Origin of the sequence: Rhizobium sp. J15, from assembly GCF_002531825.1 — a bacterium.
Classification (GTDB): Bacteria; Pseudomonadota; Alphaproteobacteria; order Rhizobiales; family Rhizobiaceae; genus Rhizobium.
Window position 1 is genome coordinate 93,446 of record NZ_NWSX01000014.1, and the last position, 19,260, is coordinate 112,705.

Sequence of the window (19,260 nt, forward strand, 5' to 3'; positions counted from 1 at the left end):
CCGGTTCAAACTGTTACCCCTCATTCAACTGGACAGCGGTCTCAGGATCTCGTCGGCCGCAGCCTATCCCGACATCGCTTTGCCGGCCGGAGACGCGCGTCTTCGCATTGCCGGCTGCACCTTCGGCATAAACGCCTGATGCCCAGTCTCGCGCAGAAAGTAAATGTTATTACGTAACATTTCGTTTGACTGACGTAATAACATTACGTATGCAATCGCGACTTCGCGACGCTCCGATCAAATGAATCCGAACCCCAATCCACCACTGGAAGATCTCTGCGCATGATGAAAACGCTTTTCCTCACCTTGGCTCTCGGTACGTCGATAGCGGCCGGTTCCGCCTGCGCCGAGACGCTCAAAGTGGCAGGTCCATGGGAAATCACCGGAATCGAGCCTGCTCAGACCGGCTATGTCTTCAGCCGCCTACAAGTTGCCGAAACGCTGGTGACGACCGATAAGCAGGGCGCGCTCGTTCCCGCTCTCGCGGAAAGTTGGGCGGTCTCGGGCGACGGCCTCACCTGGAGCTTTGCGATCCGCAGCAATGCCTCCTTTCACGACGGAACGCCGGTAACCGCCGAAACGGCAGCCGCAAGCCTCAAACGAGCGACCGCCGGCGTCGGCGTCCTGTCTCAGGCGCCCATTGCGGCGATCACGGCTGAAGGCGGCGAGGTGCGAATTCGGCTGACGAAACCCTTCTCCGCTCTGCCCGCCTACCTCGTGCATTTCAGCACCATCATCCTGGCGCCGTCTTCGTTCGATGCCGCGGGCAAGATCGTACGGATCGTCGGGTCCGGGCCCTACAAGGTAAAGAGCCTGACGCCACCTGCGAGGCTTGATCTCGAAGGCTCGGGCAACTGGTGGGGCGGCAAGCCCGGCATCGAGGACGTGAACTATCTTGCCGTGGGGCAGGGGGAGACCCGCGCCCTGATGGCTGAAAGCGGGGAGGCGGATCTCGTCTTTTCCATGCTTCCGGTGTCTGTCGACAGGTTGAAAAACAACCCGAAGCTCGATGTCCGGATCGCGACCATCCCCCGCACCCGCATCCTGAAGGTCAATGCGGCGTCACCTTTCTTCGACCAGGCGGAGGAGCGTCGGGCAGTCAGCGCCGCCATCGACCGCGTCGGGATCGCCAAGGTCATTCTGCGCAACTCCGATCTTGCCGCGACGCAGCTTTTCCCGCCGGCGATGAAGGGCTGGAACGTCGCTGACGTTCAGCCGCTTGCGCAGGATCTGGAAAAGGCAAGGCAGCTCCTGGCGGCCGCGGGCTGGACCCAGGGAAGCGACGGCATCATGGAAAAGGATGGCAAGCGGTTCAGCGTAACGATGCTGACCTATTCCAGCTGGCCGGAACTGCCGCCGATCGCAACCGCGCTTCAGGCCCAGCTTCGGCGAGTGGGTATCGAAGCCAAGGTATCCGTCGGCAACAGCTCGGAAGTCCCAGCCCGCCACAAGGATGGAACGCTGGAAATGGCACTGATCTCGCGGCTCTACTCGATCGTACCCGATCCGGTCGGCACTTTGCTGCAGGACTATGGGCCGGGCGGAAGCGACTGGGGCGCCATGGGCTGGGATAACAAGGAGATGCAGGGCGTCGTCGAAAAACTCGCGGCAACGAGCGATGCGAATGTCCGCGCTCCGCTGCAGGCCGGCGCGGTCGATATCCTGCAGAGGGAACTGCCGAGCATTCCCGTCACCTGGTCCGAGCTGGCCATCGTGTCGAGCAAGCGGATCACCGGCGTCGAGGTGGATCCTCTCGAGGTAAACTACGGCCTCTCCTCGATCCGCTGGGCAGAATGAGCAAGAGGCCGGTGCGAAACTTCCTTCTTGCGCGCCTCTTGCAGGCAGGTATCGTCGCTATCGTGGTCGGGGCATTGTGCTTCGTCCTGATGCGCGTATTGCCCGGCGATGCGGCTATGCGCATCGCCGCCGGCCGTTACGGACCGGATGCGCGAATTGCCGAGGCGGCGGAGAAGGTGAGGCTCGAACTGGGTCTTGACCGGCCGGTCGCGGTCCAGTTCCTGGAATGGCTCGGCAGTCTCCTGCGGTTTGATCTCGGACACTCGCTGGTGACGGGCGGTTCCGTCGCCCACGAATTGCAGGTGCAGCTCGGCGCCTCGCTCTGGCTCGCGGCCGCGGCCCTTGCATTGTCGCTGCTGATCGGTCCGATCGTCGGAATTTTCTCCGGATTGAACCCGGGCGGAGCCGTCGACCGGATGGGGCTTGCCGGCGCCGTCGTCTTCCGCGCCGTCCCGCCTTTCGTGCTTGGGCTCATCCTGATGCTGATCTTCTCCAAACAGCTCGGCTGGCTGCCGCCGGCCGGCTTCGGCTCGCCACGCGAAATCCTGCTTCCGGCGCTGACCCTGGCGCTCGGGCTGGCCGCCATGTCGAGCCGCGTCACCCGCAACTCCGTTGCAACCGTTGCCCGGGCGCCTTACTTCGCTTTTGCCCGCTACAAGGGGCTTCCGGAGTCCGTCGTCGTGCGGCGGCACGGCTTGCGAAACGCAGCCATCCCGGTTGTCTCCTATCTCGGCTTGCAGGCGATCTATCTGGTCGAAGGCGTCGTGGTGGTCGAATCCCTTTTCGCCTATCCGGGCATCGGCCACGCCCTGGTGCATGCGATCGTCGAGCGAGACATACCGATGGTGCAGGGGACCGCGCTGATCATGGGGCTGATGTTCGTCGTCATCGGCGCGGTCGTGGATATGCTCACGCTATGGCTCGATCCACGCTTGGGGAGAAATGCATGAGTGCGGTGGGCCAAATCTCCCATGCGAGGTCGAAAGCCGGGATCGGGGCTGCGCGATCGGCCGGCGCCGGCTTGCTGATCCTGCTCGGCGGTTTTGCCATCGCCGGTCCGGTGGTCATTCCATTCGATCCCGCCGCGCAGGATTTCGGCGCAAGCCTTGCTCCGATCGGCGGCGACTACCTGCTTGGGGCCGATCACTACGGGCGCAGTCTGCTGGCGCGGCTTGCGCACGGCGCGCGTCTCTCCTTCGGCATGGCGTTCCTGACCATGCTGGCTGCGGCGATACCCGGCGTTCTGCTCGGCCTTTGCGCCGCCTGGAAGGGCGGGTGGACGGAGCGGTTTCTCGAACTCGTTGCGACCATCGTGCTTGCCTTGCCCGGTCTCATGCTGGTGCTTCTCTTCCTCGCCTTCTCGCCCGGCAATTACGGGCCGCTTTTTCTCGGCCTGTCGCTGACGCTGTGGGTGGAGTTCTACCGGGTCACGAAGGCGACGACGAAAACGGTGCTGGCTCAGCCGCATATCGAGGCGGCGCGTATGCTTGGTTTTAACTCGGGCTATATCCTCGTTCACTACGTCCTGCCGGTCATCGGGCCGATGATCGCCACCCTTTCGGCCTTCGCTATGGCCACCGCGATCATCGCGGTTTCGACGCTCAGCGCGCTCAGCGTCGGTCTCCAGCCGCCGACGCCCGAGCTCGGCAGCATGATCGTCGAGCTTTTGCCCTACTACGCCGAGGCGCCGGTCCACGTGCTGCTTCCGGCAGCCCTGATCTTCCTGCTCGTTCTCGGCTTGCAGTTGCTTGCGCAAGGGGATCGGGCATGAACATGAACATCGCATCCGATCTTTCGGTTTCGGGCCTGTCGATCCGCACTTCCGGGGGCAGCATCGTCTCGGACGTATCGCTTGCATTGGGTCCCGGCCGGCCGTTGACGCTGCTCGGCGAAAGCGGCTCGGGAAAATCGCTCGTCGCCCAGGCGATCATGGGCAATCTCCCGTCGGAACTGGATGCCAGCGGCCGTGTGATCTTCAAAGGAGCGGATCTCCTCCAGGAAACGCCTGCCGCGCGCCGCCGGCGGTGGGGCCGAAGCATCGGCCTCCTGCCGCAGGAACCATGGCTGGCGCTCGATCCGACCTTGCAGCTGTTGCCGCAGGTGGCGGAGGTCCATCGCTACGTGAAGGGAAGAACCGCGGCCGAAAGCGCGATGGCCGCGAAGGGAAACCTCTCTGAAGTTTCGCTGTCATCCGCGCAGGGTCTTTATCCCTTCCAGATTTCCGGCGGCATGGGGCAACGGGCGGCAATCGCCATGGCACATGCCGCAGACACGGAGCTGCTGATCGCCGACGAGCCGACAAAAGGTCTCGATGCCGAGCTCAGGGATTCGGTGACGGCCCGCCTGAGGCAGGAAGTGGAGGCGGGTCGCCTGCTCCTGACCATTACCCACGACGTCGCCGTCGCCCGGGCGCTCGGCGGAACCGTCGGCGTCATGCTGGATGGCCGGCTCGTCGAATACGGCCCCGCCGAAGAGCTGTTCGATCGCCCAAAACATGCCTACACCCAAGCGCTGCTCGCGGCTGAACCTTCCCGGTGGCGGCGTCATGTCGTGGCGTCGTCGGGAGAGCGCATCATTGCCGGCCGCGGGCTGGAAAAGAGATATGGCGGCAAGGTCCTGTTTTCCGGCCTGGATGTCGAGATTGCCGCCGGGGAGATCGTCTCGATCTTCGGCCGGAGCGGTTGCGGCAAGACGACCGCAGGCAATATTCTGCTTGGTCTTGTCAAAGCTGATGCGGGAATGGTCGAACGAAAGCCGGGCCTTTCGCCGCTGCGTTTCCAGAAGCTCTACCAGGACCCGCCGGCCGCTTTCGCGCCCCATCAGGCCATCCGTAAGGGGTTGAAGGATCTGGTGCGCCTTCATGGCAAAGACTGGGCTGAGGCCGAAGAGCTGCGCCGACGTTTGCGGTTGTCCGAGGGCTTGCTCGACCGTCTGCCGAACCAGATTTCCGGTGGCGAATTGCAGCGTTTTGCGTTGCTCCGCGCATTGCTGCTCGAGCCGGCCTTTCTCTTCGCCGACGAGGCGACCTCCCGGCTTGATCCCGTCAGCCAGATGGAGATGATCATGCTCCTGCGAGAGGTCGTCGAGGAAACCGGGCTGGCCGTCCTTATGGTCACCCACGACCGGGATATTGCCCAGAAGATATCCACCCAGGTCGTAGAACTGAAAGGATAGCCCGAACCGAAGCGTTAGCAGGATGCCGCCGCTGTCCTGGGAGCGTTTCTCAATGGGAAGGGATTTCGCAAAGCGGCACGGGGCGCGGCGGCGGCGCTGGATGATCTTGCCGGTACTTGACGATGACCGGCTCCAGCTTTTCCTTCGGCCAGAACTGCGGAGAGCCGATCTCGCCGAGGCACGAAGCATTCCAGTAGGTTCCGGCCTCTTCCGGCGACTGGCCCGATGTCACCGCGCCCGCGACCGCGCTGATGTCGCGGGCCTCCGGATAGATGTAGAGGGTGGTCGGATCGTCCTTCACCATCGACAGCACTTGCGGAGCTTCCTCGGGCGACCAGCTGGTGCAGCCGTCGCTTCGGCCGCCCGCATAGGTGACCAGCTTTCCGAACGGGACGTAGCCCTCGCGATTGGCATAGGGGCTTTCCGGCTTTTTCTGCATGCATATGCCGGAGACGAGCGCCGCGGCATGTCCGCCGATGGCGCGCTGTCTGGCGTTCGCGGTCTCGCCGACGCCGTCGAACTGGAGGAATGAGCGGGTGAGAACTGTCTCCTGATCGGCAGAAGCGCCGTAATAGCCTTTGAACGAGGTTTTGATCTCACTCGTCAGATAGGCGCCGCCGGCCGTCAGATTGGAATCCATCGCATTGCCGAAATTTCTGGCGCACTCCCGGCCATTGGAGAAGTTGACGACACCCTTCAGGTTGCGGCCGCCGCCATGCCCCGCCGAGATCACCCGGAATGATTTTTCCGCCTCGCAGATCATGTAGAAGCGGCCGCCCGCCGTTCCGTCGGTAAGATCGTTCGGCCGTGTGGCGTCCATCGCGAAATAGCAGGAGTTCCTGACCTTTCCCTCCGCGATCTCTTGCAGGTAAAGCGCCCGAGCCCGCTCCAGCACGACGGCAGCGATCTGGCCCTTCCCTTCGCCAACATATCCGGCCAGCCAGCTTGGGACCGGCGATGTCTTCCCCAAAGCCAATGCCGGGCTGGAAGCCAGGAGCGATGCAAGGACCAGGGCGAAGCCAAGGGGCCTGGAAAGGCTTGTTGTAAAGCGCATGCGGCAGTCTCCTGCACATTGGGCAATCATAACATGACGCCGCGAGCAATAGCGGATTCGCGCTTGGTTGGCACGAGCCCCGACGGTCCGCAATCCTGCTCCCGCAGTTCTTAATACTTACTTCGAACCACCGGCGCTTTTGTCGATGTCGAATAGCGCGGCATAGCCGGCAGCCTGCCAAGTCCGGAAAATTCCAATGCCGTTTCAGTGACAGGTTCGAACCGTATTGTTCGTCGCGGCCAGAGCGACATCGCGCCTTTCCGCACAAATAGTGTGAAATATATTTCAGTATGTGAATTATATTGACACGCATGCAGCTTTGCGATTAGCTGCTCATACCGGACTTCGAGGAGGAAATCCGGGCTTCAACGCGATCAGCGGCGTCGTTTCGGCGCCCTCGGGCTTTTTGGGAGGGGCTTCGGCCTCGAGGAGGACTTTTGCGCACTTTTCTCTCGACGACCGCAATGGCGGTCTTGGCAACAACCCTTTTTGCCGGCTCTGCGGCCGCTGCGACGGAGAACCCGTTCCGCTGCAAGCCCGGCGAAAAATACGTCATGAACGTCATGGTCTCGGGCGTCGAATACTGGTTCCCGGTTTACGAGATGTTCAAGCAGGCGGGACAGCAGCTCGGCTGTGAGACCGAATATACCGGCACGCCGGAATATGACGTCAACAAGCAGATCGCCACCTTCGACCAGGCGCTGGCGCAAAATCCGGCCGGCATTCTTGTTCATCCGATGAACTCCGATCCGTTCATCGAGCCGATCAACCGCGCCATCGGCCAGGGGACGGCGGTCGTCACCTTTGCGGCCGACTCGCCGCTGTCCAAGCGCGTCTCCTTCATCACCTCGGACAATACCCGCGAAGGCACCTATGCCGCCGACGCGATCGCCGAGAAGATGGGCGGCAAGGGCGAATATGCGGTTCTGGAAAATCCCGGTCAGGACAACCACGACAAGCGCATCGCCGCCTTCATTGCCCGCATGGACGAGAAGTGGCCTGATATGAAGCTCGTCGGCCGCGCCGCGTCCAACCAGGATCCGACCAAGGCCTATCAGGGGCTTTCCAGCCTCATCCAGGCCCATCCGAACCTCGGGGCGGTCTTCATGCCGGAAGCGAATTCGGCGATCGGCGCCGCGCAGGCCAACAAGGAAACCGGCGGCAAGGTTCTCGTCATGTGCGCCGACGTCAATGCCAACATCCTCGACATGATCAAGGCCGGCGAAGTCTTCGGCTCGATCAACCCGAACCAGGGCATGCAGGGTTATATGGGCTTCATGCTGCTGTGGCTCGCCAAGCATCCGGAACTGATCGACCCGATGAACGACGCCAAGCGCTCGGGCTTCAACCCGATGAGCATCCCGGTCGTCGACAACGGCCTCTCCATCGTGACCGCCGCAAATGCCGACGACTTCTACTGGGACAAGTACCTGAAGCATCGCGGCACGAAGGGCATCGAGGAATAGGACCCCGACAGGGCCATCCGCACTTTTCGGTGCGGATGGTTCGGACGGAGAGGGAGGAAGATGATGGCGGAGCCGGTGCTCACCATTCATGGCGTAACCAAGCATTTCGGGGCGGTGAAGGCGTTGACGGATGTCGACTTCACCCTCGAGCGCGGTGAAGTCCATGCGCTTTGCGGCGAGAACGGCGCCGGCAAGTCGACACTGATGAACATCATCGCCGGCGTGCTGCAGCCGACCGAAGGCGAAATCCGCGTCGACGGCAAGGCTGTACGCATTTCCTCTCCCGCGGCCGCCCAGTCTCTCGGCATCGGCCTGGTGCACCAGGAAATCGCGCTCTGCCCGGATGCCACGGTTGCCGAAAACATGTTCATGGCGGCGACCAACCGCCGCCGGGCGCCGCTCATGAACTACCGCGGGCTGGAGCGCGACGCCCAGGCCGTGATGAACCGGCTTGCCGCGATCGATGTCCGCCGCAAGGTTGCCGACCTGCCGATCTCAAGCCAGCAGCTGGTCGAGATCGCCAAGGCGCTGACGCTCGACTGCCGCGTGCTGATCCTCGACGAACCGACGGCTGCCTTGACCGAGACCGAGGCGCAACAGCTCTTCTCGATCATCCGCGACCTCAAGGCGAACGGCATTTCGATCATCTATATCAGTCACCGCATGGCCGAAATCTTCAGCCTCTGCGACCGGGTCACCGTGTTCCGCGACGGCCGCTACGTCTGCACCGACCGCATCGCCGACGTGACGCCGGATGACGTGGTGCGCCGCATGGTCGGCCGCGAGATCACGCAGCTCTATCCCGACAAGCTCGGGGCGGGCGAAGCGTCCGGTGAGACCATTCTCGAGGTAGACGGCATTGGCGACGGCGTGCGTTTTCACGACGTCAGCTTCGGCCTGCGCAAGGGCGAGATCCTCGGCATCGGCGGCCTCATCGGCTCCGGCCGCACGGAAATCGCCGAGGGCATCTGCGGGCTGCGGCCGCGCACTGCGGGCACGGTGCGCCTGCACGGCACGGCGCAACCGATCCGCGCCTATTCGGATGCGGTGAAAGCGGGCATCGTCTACCTGTCCGAGGACCGCAAGGGGTCGGGCGTCTTTTTGGAAATGTCCATCGCCCAGAACATATCGGTGCTGGATCTGAAGGCGCTCACCAATTCGGTCGGCCTGTTGAACGGCCGCGCGGAGGCCGCGCTGGCCGATGATTTCGCTCGAAGGCTTGCCGTGCGCATGAGCGGCATCGAGGCGCCGGTGAAATCGCTTTCGGGCGGCAACCAGCAGAAGGTGGCGATCGCCAAGCAGCTCGCGGTGAAGCCGAAAGTCGTTCTGATGGACGAGCCCACGCGCGGCATCGATGTCGGCGCGAAGGCGGAAATTCACCGCCTGCTGCGCGAGCTGGCAAGCGCGGGCATCGGCATCATCGTCATCTCGTCGGAAATGCCGGAGCTTCTCGGTCTCTCCGACCGTCTCCTGGTCGTCCGCGAGGGGCGCATCGCAGGCGAACTCGGAGCGGACGAGATGTCGGAAGAGGCCGTGATCCGCCTTGCCTCCGGCATGGGCAGCGCAAGGGCGGCAGATCATGCCGCGTGAAGAGAACATGGGAGAGAGGGAAATGGCAATCGACACGATGGCGGCAGGCATGCCCAGGACATCGTCCTTCAAACGCATCGGTACGATGCGCGAGGCGGGGTTGATCGCGATCATCCTGGCGCTCGGCATCATCATGAGCTTCGCCTCGCCGCACTTCCTGACGCTCGGCAATTTCCGCGCCATGCTGATGAGCTTTTCCGTGGAGGGCATTGTCGTCGTCGGCATGACGATCCTGCTAATCGTCGGCGGCATCGATCTTGCGGTCGGCTCCGTCGTCTGCTTCGCGATGGTGCTTTCGGGCTCGCTCTTTCTCGCCGGGCTCGATCCGTGGACGGCCTCGCTTGCCGGCATTCTTGCCAGCAGCGCCATCGGCGCCATCATGGGCTTCTTCGTCACCGTCGTCGGCCTCAATCACTTCATCACGTCGCTGGCGGGCATGGTGATTGTGCGCGGCCTTTGCCTCATCATCACCAAGGGCACGCCGCTCTCGCTCTTCACGCTGCCTCCCGGCTTCAAGGCGGTGGGACAGGGCACGTTTTACGGCGTTCCCTATGTCATTCTGATCTTCGTCGCCGTCGTCATCCTGTTCGATTTCCTGCTGCGCCGGGCGACCGCCTTCCGCAAGGTTTTCTATACCGGCAGCAACGAGAAGGCGGCGCTTTATTCCGGCATCAAGACCAACCAGGTGAAGTTTTGGGTGACGGTGCTCTGCTCGACGCTCGCCGGTGTCGCCGGTGTCATCTACATGTCCCGCTTCGGGGCCGCGACGCCCACTTTCGGTGTCGGCATGGAGCTGAACATCATCGCAGCCGCAGTGATCGGCGGAGCGTCGCTGAACGGCGGCTCGGGAACCATCCTCGGGGCCATCCTCGGCATCGCGCTTCTTTCCCTCGTCACCTCGTCGCTGATCCTGCTAAACGTTTCCGTCTATTGGCAGGACATGATCAAAGGATGCATCCTGCTTGCCGCCGTATCCATCGACCATTTCCTGCACAAGCGGAAGGCCGCCTGACATGCCGATCGCCAAACTGAAACCCAGGACGACAGCTCCGCGCGAAGAAATCGTCATCGCCCGCCAGATGCACCAGGCGCTCGTCCTGCATTTTCTGGAGGGCCTGACGCAGGCGCAGATCGCCGATCAGCTCGGGATCTCGCACGCCACGGTCAACCGTCTCATCAAGCGGGGCCGTCAGCTCGGCCTGGTCGAGATCAAGATCAAATCGCCGATCGAACCTCTTGTCGATATGGAGGAACGGCTTCTGGCGCTCGGTGGCATCAGCCGCGCGGTCGTGGTCCCCACGGTCTCCGACAATCCGCAGACGGCGCTGCAGGCGGTCGGCGAGGCGGCGGCCCGCCTGCTGCTCGAAGAAATCGCCGATGGCGATACGATCTGCATCACCGGCGGTAAGGGCGTCAGCGCCGTCGTCGCCGGCCTGCAGGCGCCGCGCCGCTTCGATGTCGAGGTCATCCCGGCAACGGGATGCGTGCAGGGCAAGCACTATACCGACGTCAACCATGTCTCGACGCTGATGGCCGACAGGCTCGGCGGGCGCTCCTATCAGATCCATGCGCCGCTCTTTGCCGATGATGCCGAGCAGCGGTCGATGCTGATCAACATGCGCTCCGTCGCCGACGTCTTCCGGCGGGCGCGCGAGGCCAAGGTGGCGGTGGTCGGCATCGGCTCGATCCTGACCGATGATTCGAGCTATTACGACCTCCACCCTTCCTCCAGCACCGATCGCGCGGCAATCGAGCGTTCGGGCGCCAGTTGCGAACTGCTCGCCCACCTGCTCGACGATCACGGCCGCGTCTGCGACTACAGCCTCAACCGGTCGCTGGTTTCGCTGACGCTAGCGGAATTCGCCTCGATCCCGACGAAGATCGGCGTCGCCAGCGGCCCGAACAAGGCCGGACCGATCCTTAGCATCCTGCGCGGCAACCACCTCGATACGCTCGTCACCGACGAGGCGACGGGCGCGCGCATTCTTGAACTTGCATCCGAGGAAGGATTTTCCGCATGAGCGGCGAACAGTTGACCCGTGAAATGGGCCGCTCCGGCGTCAAGGCCTCGGCCGTCGGCCTCGGCACCTGGGCGATCGGCGGCTGGATGTGGGGCGGCACGGATGAGGCGGAATCCATTGCCGCCATCCAGGCCTCGCTCGATGCCGGCGTCACGCTCATCGACACGGCGCCGGCCTACGGCCTGGGCCGATCCGAAGAGATCGTCGGCAAGGCGCTTGCCGGACGCCGCGACAAGGCGGTGATCGCCACGAAATGCGGGCTGGTCTGGCATACGCAGAAGGGCAACCATTTCTTCGACCAGGACGGCAAGCCGGTGCACCGCCATCTCGGGCGGGACTCGATCGTTCACGAGGTGGAGGAAAGCCTGCGCCGCCTCGGCACCGATCATATCGACCTCTACATCACCCATTGGCAGGACCCGACGACGCCGATCGAGGAGACCGTCGCGGCGCTGGAAGAGCTGAAACAGGCCGGGAAGATCCGCGCGATCGGCGCCAGCAACGTCAACCGGTCGGAACTCGAGCAATATATCGAGACCGGTTCGCTCGATGCGATCCAGGAGCGGTTCAGCATGATCGATCGCCAGATCGAGGCGGAACTGCTGCCGCTCACCATCGCCAACGGCGTGTCGACGCTCAGCTATTCCTCACTGGCGCTTGGCCTGCTTTCCGGCGCCATCGGGCCGGAGCGCGTGTTTTCCGGCGACGACCAGCGCAAGGACAATCCGCGCTTTTCCGTCGCCAACCGCCGCAAGGCCAGAGATTTTGCCGAGGCGATCCGGCCCGTGGCGGAGCGCCACAGCGCCAGCATCGCGCAGACGGTGATCGCCTGGACACTGGCGCAGCCGGGCGTAACCTTCGCGCTTTGCGGCGCGAGAAACCCGGCGCAGGCGCTCGACAATGCGCGGGCCGGAACGCTTCGCCTTTCAACCGCCGATCTCGCGGCCATCGACACCGCCATATCGGCGCAGCTCGCCACCATGGACGGATAACGGACGCCATCATGAACCGAGTGGAAATAATGGACGGGCTTCGCCAAAGCCCGAAGGTGGACGTTTGCGTCCTCGGCGGCGGCATCAACGGGCTCAGCGTCTTCCGCGAGCTGGCGCTGCAGGGCGTGAACGTGCTGCTCGTCGAGCAGGGTGACTATTGCTCCGGCGCAAGTGCCGCCCTCTCGCGCATGGTCCATGGCGGGCTGCGCTATCTGGAGAATGGCGAGTTCAGCCTTGTGCAGGAATCGCTCGTCGAGCGCGACCGGCTGCTGCGCAATGCTCCCCATTATGTCGCGCCATTGCCGACGACGGTTCCTGTTTTCGACGTCTTCTCCGGCCTTGCCAACGGCATCGTGCGCTTCCTGGGTCTCACCCGCCGTCCGAGCCGCCGCGGCGCCGTGGCCATCAAGACCGGGCTCGCCATTTACGATTTCCTGACGCGCAAGCGCGCGCTGATGCCCCGCCACCAGTTCCGCGGACGCCGGGCGACGCTCTCAAAATGGCCGGCGCTCAATCCCGGGATCCGCAGCTCCGCGACCTATTACGACGCCTGGGTGAGCCATCCGGAGCGGATCGGCATCGAACTGCTGCGCGACGGCCTGTCCGCCGGGCCGAATGCCCGGGCCTTGAACTATGCGACGATCGAGCAGGCCGGGGCGGGGGATTTCCTGCTGCGCGACGGCATTGCCGGGGGGACGTTTCGCATCCAGCCGAGGCTGGTCGTCAACGCGACGGGGGGCTGGATCGACATCGCGAACGGATCGCTCTTTCCCGAAGGCGCACGGCCTGCCCCGCTGATGGGCGGCACCAAGGGGTCGCACCTCATCATCGACAATCCCGCGCTCCGCGACATGCTCGACGGGCACATGATCTATTACGAGAACGAGGACGGGCGCATCTGCATCCTCTTTCCCTATCTCGGCAAGGTGCTGGTCGGCTCGACGGACATTCGCGTCGATGACCCCGGCACCGTGCGCTGCGAGAGCGACGAGCGCGATTACATCCTGCAATCGCTTGCCTTCGTGCTGCCCGGCATTCGCATCCGGCCGGAAGAGATCGTCTTCCAGTTCGCCGGCGTGCGTCCGCTGCCGGCCAGCAAGGACAGTTTTACCGGACGCATCCCGCGCGACCATTTCTGCACCATGATCGAAGGCCCTGATGGCGGCTCGCCGGTGCTCTGCATGATCGGCGGCAAGTGGACGACGTTCCGCTCCTTCGGGGAGCTGGCGGCAGACATGGTGCTGGAACGGTTCGGCCGGCCACGGCGCGTCGATACGGCGGAGAGAGCATTTGGCGGCGGGCGTGCCTTCCCCAAAGATGGCGGCGGCTGGGTTCGTGACCTTGCGGCGTCGGCGGGCATCTCCGTCGATCGCGCTGCGATCCTCTTCGAGCGCTACGGCACCGATGCGGAGGATGTCTCCGGCTTCATCGCGGCGGGCCCCGACCATCCTTTGCCGCATCCCGGCTACAGCCTCCGCGAAGTCAAATATCTGCTCGGCGCCGAAGCCGTCGAGCATCTGGACGATCTGCTGCTGCGCCGCACGACGCTGGCAATCTCAGGCGAGCTGTCGCTCGACATGGCTGACGCCGTGCTCGCCCTGCTGGCCGCCGAAAGAGGCTGGTCGGCTGAGCGCGCCGCCGAAGAGCGCATCCGCTTTCTCACCATCCTGCGCGAGCGCCACGGCGTCGCTGAAACAACCCTTTCCGCAAGGAACGAACGAAGGAGTGAATTATGCGAGACAACCGCAAGGTCCGGATGAACCGGCTGTTCGGCAACGGTCATTGCCTGGATGTGGCGATCGATCACGGCGTCTGCAACGAGCCGTCCTTTCTCGACGGACTGGAGAACATGCCGGCCGTCGTCAAGGCGCTGGTCGATGCGAAACCGGATGCGATCCAGATGAATTACGGCCAGGCCGATCTCTTGCAGGATCTGCCCGGCAAGGACAAGCCGGCGCTCGTCATGCGCATCGACATGGGCAATCCCTATAACCGCATCCGCCACCGCGACATGTGGGCGGTGCTGCAGAACGAAGCGGAGCCGCTGGTCGGCGCCTTGCAGATGGATGCCGCCTGCGTGGTCGTCAACCTGTTCATGCTGCCGGATGAGCCCGATCTCTTCCGCCAGTGCGTTGAGAATATTTCGCGCGTCCGCGCGGACTGCGAGAAATACGGCATGCCGCTGATGATCGAACCGCTCGTCATGCAGCCGGTCACCGAGCGCGGCGGCTACATGGTGGACGGTGATGCCGACAAGATCGTCACCTTGACGCGGCTCGCCCGCGAGATGGGCGCCGATATCGTCAAGGCCGATCCCACGACGAATGCGGAGGATTTCCACCGCGTGGTCGAGGCGGCGCGCTGCCCGGTGCTGGTGCGCGGCGGCGGCAAGGAGGATCTCGCCGCCGTCTTCGCCAAATCCGCTTCCTTGATGCGGCAGGGGGCGATGGGCATGGTCTATGGCCGCAACATCTACCAGCATGCCAATCCGAGCGCCGTCGTGCGCGGGCTGATGGCGATCATTCACCGGGATGCGAGCGGCGAAGAAGCCGTCGCGATCTACCGTCAGGGCTGAGAGGCTGGAGCAATTCCCGGAAAAGCGTGAAGCGGTTTATCCTTGGAATTGCGTAGGCAATGACAGAACCTTGGGAGGGGTTCGCAATGGGAGAATATCTGTTGGGGCTCGACGCCGGCAACACCGTCATCAAGGCGGTAATCTTCGATCGTGCCGGCCGGGAAGTGGCCTATGCGGGAGAGGAGGGGCATAGCCGGATGCCATGTCCCGGCCATGTCGAGCGCGATCTCGGCGAGCTTTGGGCCAACGCCAAGCGCGTTATCCGCACCTGCCTCGACCGGGCAGGCATCGCTGCGGCCGATATCGCCGCAATCGGCTGCGCCGGCCACGGCAACGGGCTTTATGCGCTGGATCGAAATGGCGAGCCCTTCCTTGGCATCCAGTCGCTCGACACGCGGGCGACCGGGCTCGTCGAGGAATGGGCGGCCGAGGCTGTCGGCGATCGCACCTATCCGATCGCCCGCCAACGGCCCTGGCCCTCGCAGACGCCAACCCTGCTCGCCTGGCTGAAACGGTATCGGCCGGAGGTTTTCCAGCGCATCGGCACGGTGTTCTGTTCCAAGGATTTCGTCGTCAACCGGCTGACCGGCGAGCGTGTCAGCGAAATGTCGGATATGTCAGGGGCAGGGCTGCTCGATCTCGCCGCCCGCCGTTATGACCGCACGCTGATGGAGGCTTACGGCCTCGGCGACTGCATGGACCTGCTGCCGCGGCTGATCGAAAGCGCCGACATCGCCGGCAAGGTGACGGAAGAGGTCGCTGCGGAAACCGGCCTTGCCGCCGGCACGCCGGTGGTCGGCGGGCTGTTCGACGTCGTCGCCTCGGCACTCGGCTCGGGCGTCTCGCGCACCGGCAGCGCCTCGATCATCGCCGGTACCTGGAGCATCAACCAGGTCATCATCGACCGGCCCGATCTCGGCAGGCCTGTCTTCATGTCATCGACTTTCGACCGCACCCGCTGCCTGGCGATGGAAAACAGCGCCACGTCGGCCGCCAATCTCGAATGGCTGGTGCGGGAATTTTTCGATGGCGAGCATGCGGAGGGCGTCTCGCCCTTCGACGCCTGCTGTGCGCTGGCGGCGAAAATTCAGCCGGCTGCCGACGACCCGCTCTACCATCCCTACCTCTACGGCGCCCAGCAGGACGGCCATGCGCGGGCCGGCTTCTACGGGATTGCCGGCTGGCACACCAAGGGACACATGATCCGCGCCCTTCTCGAAGGCGTCGCTTTCGGCCACCGCCACCATGTCGAGACGCTCCGCACAGCCGGCGCCGTCTTCGACCAGGCGGTGCTGTCCGGCGGCGGATCGCGCAGCCGCCTTTGGCCGCAGATTTTTGCCGACGTGCTCGGCATGCCGGTTTCTGTCGCCGTCTCCAGGGAAACCGGTGCCCTCGGCGCGGCGATCGCGGCAGCAACCGGTGTCGGCCTGTTTGCCGATTTCACGGAAGGCGCGGATGCCATGGTGCGTATCGACCGGCACTATCGGCCGAATGCCGCGCTCGCCGCGCATTACGGCCGGCGCTATGCGCTTTACAATGACATAGCGGAAGCCATGGCGCCGCTCTGGCGGCGGCTTTCGGCAGCCGAACCTACGGCGACGGGAGCTGCGGCGTGACGATGGATGGTAATGAAACGCCGATGGACGAGGGAAGCTACGATTTCATCATCGTCGGCGCCGGCTCCGCCGGCTGTGTTCTGGCAAACAGGCTCTCGGCCGATCCTGGGAATCGGGTGCTGCTGCTGGAGGCGGGAGGCACCGACCGTTATCACTGGGTCCATGTGCCGATCGGCTATCTCTACTGCATGGGCAATCCGCGCACCGACTGGATGATGAAGACGGCCGCCGAGGCCGGGCTCAACGGCCGCGCCTTGAACTACCCGCGCGGGAAACTTCTCGGCGGCTGTTCGTCGATCAACGGCATGATCTACATGCGCGGGCAGGCGGCCGATTATGACGGCTGGCGGCAGGCCGGCAACGCCGGTTGGGGCTGGGACGATGTGCTGCCCTATTTCCTGAAGTCGGAAGACAATTACCGCGGCAGATCCGTCATGCACGGCGCCGGCGGCGAATGGCGCGTCGAGCGCCAGCGCCTCTCCTGGCCGATACTCGATGCCTTCCGCGATGCGGCGGAAGAACTCGGCATTCCGAAAACCGACGATTTCAACGATGGCGACAATGAAGGCTCCGGCTATTTCGAGGTCAACCAGAAGGGCGGCCTGCGCTGGAACACGACGAAAGCCTTCCTGCGGCCGGCGATGAAGCGTGGGAATCTCCGCGTCCTGACGGGCGCCGAGACCGAACGGCTGGAGTTCGACGGCAAGGCCGTTGCCGGGGTGCGCTTCCGCCTCGGCGGCCGGCTTTGCATTGCCCGCGCATCCCGCGAGGTCGTGCTGTCGGCGGGCGCCATCAACTCGCCGAAGATCCTGGAACTGTCCGGCATCGGCCGGCCGGAGGTTCTTTCGGCGCTCGATCTTCCGGTTCGCCACGCGCTTCAGGGCGTCGGCGAAAACCTTCAGGATCACCTGCAGATCCGTACGGTCTTCAAGATCGAAGGCGCACGCACGCTGAACCAACTTTATCACAGCCTCTTCAGCCGCGCCGGCATGGGGCTGCAATATGCCGTCAACCGGTCAGGCCCGCTTTCGATGGCGCCGAGCCAGCTCGGCATCTTCGCCAAAAGCGACCCAGCCGTTGCGACCGCGGACCTCGAATATCATGTCCAGCCGCTCAGCACCGACCGGCTCGGCGAGCCGTTGCACCGCTATCCCGCGGTCACCGTTTCTGTCTGCAATCTGCGGCCGGAAAGCCGCGGCACCGTGCATGTCACGACCGGCGACGCCGGCCAGCCGCCGGAAATCCGCCCGAACTATCTGTCGACGGCCGGCGACCGGCTGCTTGCGGCAAAATCCATCCGCCACGCCCGCAGCCTGATGCAGACGAGGGCCATCTCCCGCTTCAACCCGCAGGAAATGCTGCCGGGCCGGGAATACGAGACCGACGACGACCTGATCCGCCGTGCCGGCGACATCGCCACGACGATCTTCCATCCCGTCGGCACCTGCAAGATGGGCAGCGATCCGATGGCGGTGGTGGATACGCGGCTGCGCGTCCACGGCGTCGCGAAGCTCCGGGTCGTCGATGCCTCGATCATGCCGACGATCGTCTCCGGCAATACGAATTCGCCGGTGATCATGATTGCGGAGAAGGCGGCGGAAGCGATCCTGAAAGGCGATTAAAGCCGGTTCGTTGGCGGCGCCTGCGGCATCGGTCCGCAAGGCGCCGCCATCTCGCTTCGATCATATGCTGTCCGGCACCCTGCCGTCGGGCGTCAGGTCGTCGACGGCGCGCGGAAGGTCACGAGACAGACGCGCGACGATCTCTTCCCGGCTGAGGCCGGTCTTCTCAGTCAGTTCCGACAGGACTTCATCGCCCAGCGCATCGGCAAGTTCGGGACGTTCGATCGGCTGGTTCGGCCCGGGTTTCACCCAGGAGTCCGCCACATCGCCGCGGCCGCTTTTCGTCAGCTGATCCACAAGGCCGCCCAGGCCGCCGCTGAGGATGCCGCCGGCGGACCCGCCGCGAATGAGATCAGCGAGGCCGCCGCCTCTCGTCAGGTTGCCGAGAATATCGCCGAGGCCACCCTGTGCGGCTCCTGGAGCCATCTGGCCCGGAGCGCGCTGGCCACCCTGGGTCAGGCTTTTCAGAATTTCATTGATCTTGTCACGATTCTGGTAGCCGGCCACAGCGAGGATGCCGAGCAGGGCGGTAAGATTGCGGTTCATCGTGATCTCCTCCAGTTTTTGACCAAAGGAAACCTGCAGAAGGGATTATGGTTCCATCGGCCAGCGCGGCGGGATCAACGGCCGTTTTCCCGACGCCAGGCCTGGTATTTCTGCTGGTGCTCGTCCTTCGTGCAGGGGTAGAGGCCGATGATCGTTTCCCCAGCCTTGACCTGTTCGAGGACGAAGTCCTCATAGCTCTCCATATTCGTGCATTCATCGGCGATCTCGTCGGCCAGATGGGCCGGGATGACCATGACGCCGTCGCGGTCGCCGACCAGCACGTCGCCTGGAAACACCGCCACGTCGCCGCAGGAGATCGGCACATTGATGTCGAGCGCTTCATGCAGCGTGAGATTGGTCGGAGCGGACGGCTTGGCGTAGTAGGCCGGCATGTCGAGTGCGCCGATACCCGCCGCATCGCGAAAACCACCGTCCGACACGACGCCGGCCGCGCCGCGCAACGCCAGCCGGGTGATCAGGATCGACCCGGCCGTCGCGGCCCGCGCGTCCTTGCGGGCATCCATCACCAGCACCTGCCCGGGAGGGCAAGTCTCCATCGCAACTCTTTGCGGATGGTTCGGATTCTGGAAGACGCTGATCGGATTGCGGTCTTCGCGGGCGGGAATATAGCGCAGCGTGAAAGCCTGCCCCACCATCACCTCGGCCTTGGGCGCCACGGGCACGACGCCCTGGATGAACTGGTTTCGAAGGCCACGCTTGAAGAGCGCGGTCGCGATCGATGCGGTGGAGATCTTCTTGAATTTCGCCCGGGTCGCGTCGCTCAGCACATAGTCGGTCATGCTCATT

16 protein-coding genes are annotated in these 19,260 nt (G+C 64.0%); 13 read left to right on the plus strand and 3 right to left on the minus strand.

The genetic code is table 11. From position 1 onward, the window contains the following. The first annotated feature begins 282 nt into the window (after nucleotides 1-282). The 4 genes from CO670_RS14855 to CO670_RS14870 are packed head-to-tail and all read left to right on the plus strand — an operon-like array spanning nucleotide 283 to nucleotide 4,971. Entirely contained in the window at nucleotides 283-1,797 is a 1,515-nt protein-coding gene (locus tag CO670_RS14855) for an ABC transporter substrate-binding protein (protein WP_245425823.1), read from the plus strand. Then, nucleotides 1,794-2,747, plus strand: a complete 954-nt coding sequence (locus CO670_RS14860; RefSeq protein ID WP_176538936.1) for an ABC transporter permease — start codon at nucleotides 1,794-1,796, stop codon at nucleotides 2,745-2,747. Before CO670_RS14855 ends, CO670_RS14860 begins: the two co-directional genes overlap by 4 nt. Next, nucleotides 2,744-3,568, plus strand: coding sequence for an ABC transporter permease (locus CO670_RS14865; protein WP_097590925.1), 825 nt, complete (start codon nucleotides 2,744-2,746; stop codon nucleotides 3,566-3,568). The genes CO670_RS14860 and CO670_RS14865 overlap by 4 nt, the downstream gene beginning before the upstream one ends. Then, on the plus strand, nucleotides 3,565-4,971 hold the full coding sequence (locus CO670_RS14870) for an ATP-binding cassette domain-containing protein (RefSeq protein ID WP_245425824.1): 1,407 nt from the start codon (nucleotides 3,565-3,567) through the stop codon (nucleotides 4,969-4,971). The genes CO670_RS14865 and CO670_RS14870 overlap by 4 nt, the downstream gene beginning before the upstream one ends. Before the next feature lie 49 nt (nucleotides 4,972-5,020). Here CO670_RS14870 and CO670_RS14875 read toward each other — a convergent pair whose 3' ends face one another. After that, nucleotides 5,021-6,025 (minus strand): hypothetical protein, encoded by a 1,005-nt coding sequence (locus tag CO670_RS14875; RefSeq protein WP_097590926.1) that lies wholly within the window; start codon nucleotides 6,023-6,025, stop codon nucleotides 5,021-5,023. Nucleotides 6,026-6,462: 437 nt separating this feature from the next. Here CO670_RS14875 and CO670_RS14880 point away from each other — a divergent pair, with 437 nt between their 5' ends. The 9 genes from CO670_RS14880 to CO670_RS14920 all read left to right on the plus strand — a co-directional run bounded on the left by CO670_RS14880 (nucleotide 6,463) and on the right by CO670_RS14920 (nucleotide 17,907). Next, on the plus strand, nucleotides 6,463-7,491 hold the full coding sequence (locus tag CO670_RS14880; RefSeq protein WP_097590927.1) for a substrate-binding domain-containing protein: 1,029 nt from the start codon (nucleotides 6,463-6,465) through the stop codon (nucleotides 7,489-7,491). Between the two features lie 63 nt (nucleotides 7,492-7,554). Beyond that, entirely contained in the window at nucleotides 7,555-9,081 is a 1,527-nt protein-coding gene (locus CO670_RS14885) for a sugar ABC transporter ATP-binding protein (protein WP_097590928.1), read from the plus strand. A gap of 22 nt (nucleotides 9,082-9,103) precedes the next feature. Next, nucleotides 9,104-10,093, plus strand: coding sequence for an ABC transporter permease (locus CO670_RS14890; protein ID WP_176538937.1), 990 nt, complete (start codon nucleotides 9,104-9,106; stop codon nucleotides 10,091-10,093). A 1-nt stretch (nucleotide 10,094) separates the two neighbouring features. Then, nucleotides 10,095-11,102, plus strand: coding sequence for a sugar-binding transcriptional regulator (locus CO670_RS14895; protein WP_097590930.1), 1,008 nt, complete (start codon nucleotides 10,095-10,097; stop codon nucleotides 11,100-11,102). Then, nucleotides 11,099-12,094 carry an aldo/keto reductase gene (locus tag CO670_RS14900; protein WP_097590931.1) on the plus strand — a complete coding sequence of 332 codons (996 nt, stop codon included), beginning with the start codon at nucleotides 11,099-11,101 and terminating at the stop codon, nucleotides 12,092-12,094. The genes CO670_RS14895 and CO670_RS14900 overlap by 4 nt, the downstream gene beginning before the upstream one ends. Nucleotides 12,095-12,105: 11 nt before the next feature. Next, complete coding sequence (locus CO670_RS14905; RefSeq protein WP_176538938.1) at nucleotides 12,106-13,854, plus strand: glycerol-3-phosphate dehydrogenase/oxidase; 1,749 nt, start codon at nucleotides 12,106-12,108, stop codon at nucleotides 13,852-13,854. Beyond that, nucleotides 13,827-14,669, plus strand: a complete 843-nt coding sequence (locus CO670_RS14910) for a class I fructose-bisphosphate aldolase (protein WP_097590932.1) — start codon at nucleotides 13,827-13,829, stop codon at nucleotides 14,667-14,669. Before CO670_RS14905 ends, CO670_RS14910 begins: the two co-directional genes overlap by 28 nt. 86 nt (nucleotides 14,670-14,755) lie before the next feature. Next, nucleotides 14,756-16,285, plus strand: a complete 1,530-nt coding sequence (locus CO670_RS14915) for an FGGY-family carbohydrate kinase (RefSeq protein WP_097590933.1) — start codon at nucleotides 14,756-14,758, stop codon at nucleotides 16,283-16,285. Between the two features lie 2 nt (nucleotides 16,286-16,287). Continuing rightward, entirely contained in the window at nucleotides 16,288-17,907 is a 1,620-nt protein-coding gene (locus CO670_RS14920; protein WP_097590934.1) for a GMC family oxidoreductase, read from the plus strand. 60 nt (nucleotides 17,908-17,967) lie between these two features. On the opposite strand, the gene CO670_RS14925 is transcribed toward CO670_RS14920, so the two are convergent. Continuing rightward, on the minus strand, nucleotides 17,968-18,453 hold the full coding sequence (locus CO670_RS14925) for a YidB family protein (RefSeq protein ID WP_097590935.1): 486 nt from the start codon (nucleotides 18,451-18,453) through the stop codon (nucleotides 17,968-17,970). Nucleotides 18,454-18,527: 74 nt separating this feature from the next. After that, a complete protein-coding gene (locus CO670_RS14930; RefSeq protein WP_097590936.1) occupies nucleotides 18,528-19,253 on the minus strand; it encodes a ribonuclease activity regulator RraA in 726 nt (241 codons plus the stop codon). Between the last annotated feature and the right edge of the window lie 7 nt (nucleotides 19,254-19,260).

Bases quoted from the DNA above. Each gene is read 5' to 3' on its own strand.
- CO670_RS14910 (WP_097590932.1), top strand. From the start codon at position 13,827: ATGCGAGACAACCGCAAGGTCCGGATGAACCGGCTGTTCGGCAACGGT.
- CO670_RS14885 (WP_097590928.1), top strand. From the start codon at position 7,555: ATGGCGGAGCCGGTGCTCACCATTCATGGCGTAACCAAGCATTTCGGG.
- CO670_RS14920 (WP_097590934.1), top strand. From the start codon at position 16,288: ATGGATGGTAATGAAACGCCGATGGACGAGGGAAGCTACGATTTCATC.
- CO670_RS14900 (WP_097590931.1), top strand. From the start codon at position 11,099: ATGAGCGGCGAACAGTTGACCCGTGAAATGGGCCGCTCCGGCGTCAAG.
- CO670_RS14855 (WP_245425823.1), top strand. From the start codon at position 283: ATGATGAAAACGCTTTTCCTCACCTTGGCTCTCGGTACGTCGATAGCG.
- CO670_RS14865 (WP_097590925.1), top strand. From the start codon at position 2,744: ATGAGTGCGGTGGGCCAAATCTCCCATGCGAGGTCGAAAGCCGGGATC.
- CO670_RS14890 (WP_176538937.1), top strand. From the start codon at position 9,104: ATGGCAATCGACACGATGGCGGCAGGCATGCCCAGGACATCGTCCTTC.
- CO670_RS14895 (WP_097590930.1), top strand. From the start codon at position 10,095: ATGCCGATCGCCAAACTGAAACCCAGGACGACAGCTCCGCGCGAAGAA.
- CO670_RS14905 (WP_176538938.1), top strand. From the start codon at position 12,106: ATGAACCGAGTGGAAATAATGGACGGGCTTCGCCAAAGCCCGAAGGTG.
- CO670_RS14870 (WP_245425824.1), top strand. From the start codon at position 3,565: ATGAACATGAACATCGCATCCGATCTTTCGGTTTCGGGCCTGTCGATC.
- CO670_RS14915 (WP_097590933.1), top strand. From the start codon at position 14,756: ATGGGAGAATATCTGTTGGGGCTCGACGCCGGCAACACCGTCATCAAG.
- CO670_RS14925 (WP_097590935.1), bottom strand. From the start codon at position 18,453: ATGAACCGCAATCTTACCGCCCTGCTCGGCATCCTCGCTGTGGCCGGC.
- CO670_RS14875 (WP_097590926.1), bottom strand. From the start codon at position 6,025: ATGCGCTTTACAACAAGCCTTTCCAGGCCCCTTGGCTTCGCCCTGGTC.
- CO670_RS14930 (WP_097590936.1), bottom strand. From the start codon at position 19,253: ATGACCGACTATGTGCTGAGCGACGCGACCCGGGCGAAATTCAAGAAG.
- CO670_RS14860 (WP_176538936.1), top strand. From the start codon at position 1,794: ATGAGCAAGAGGCCGGTGCGAAACTTCCTTCTTGCGCGCCTCTTGCAG.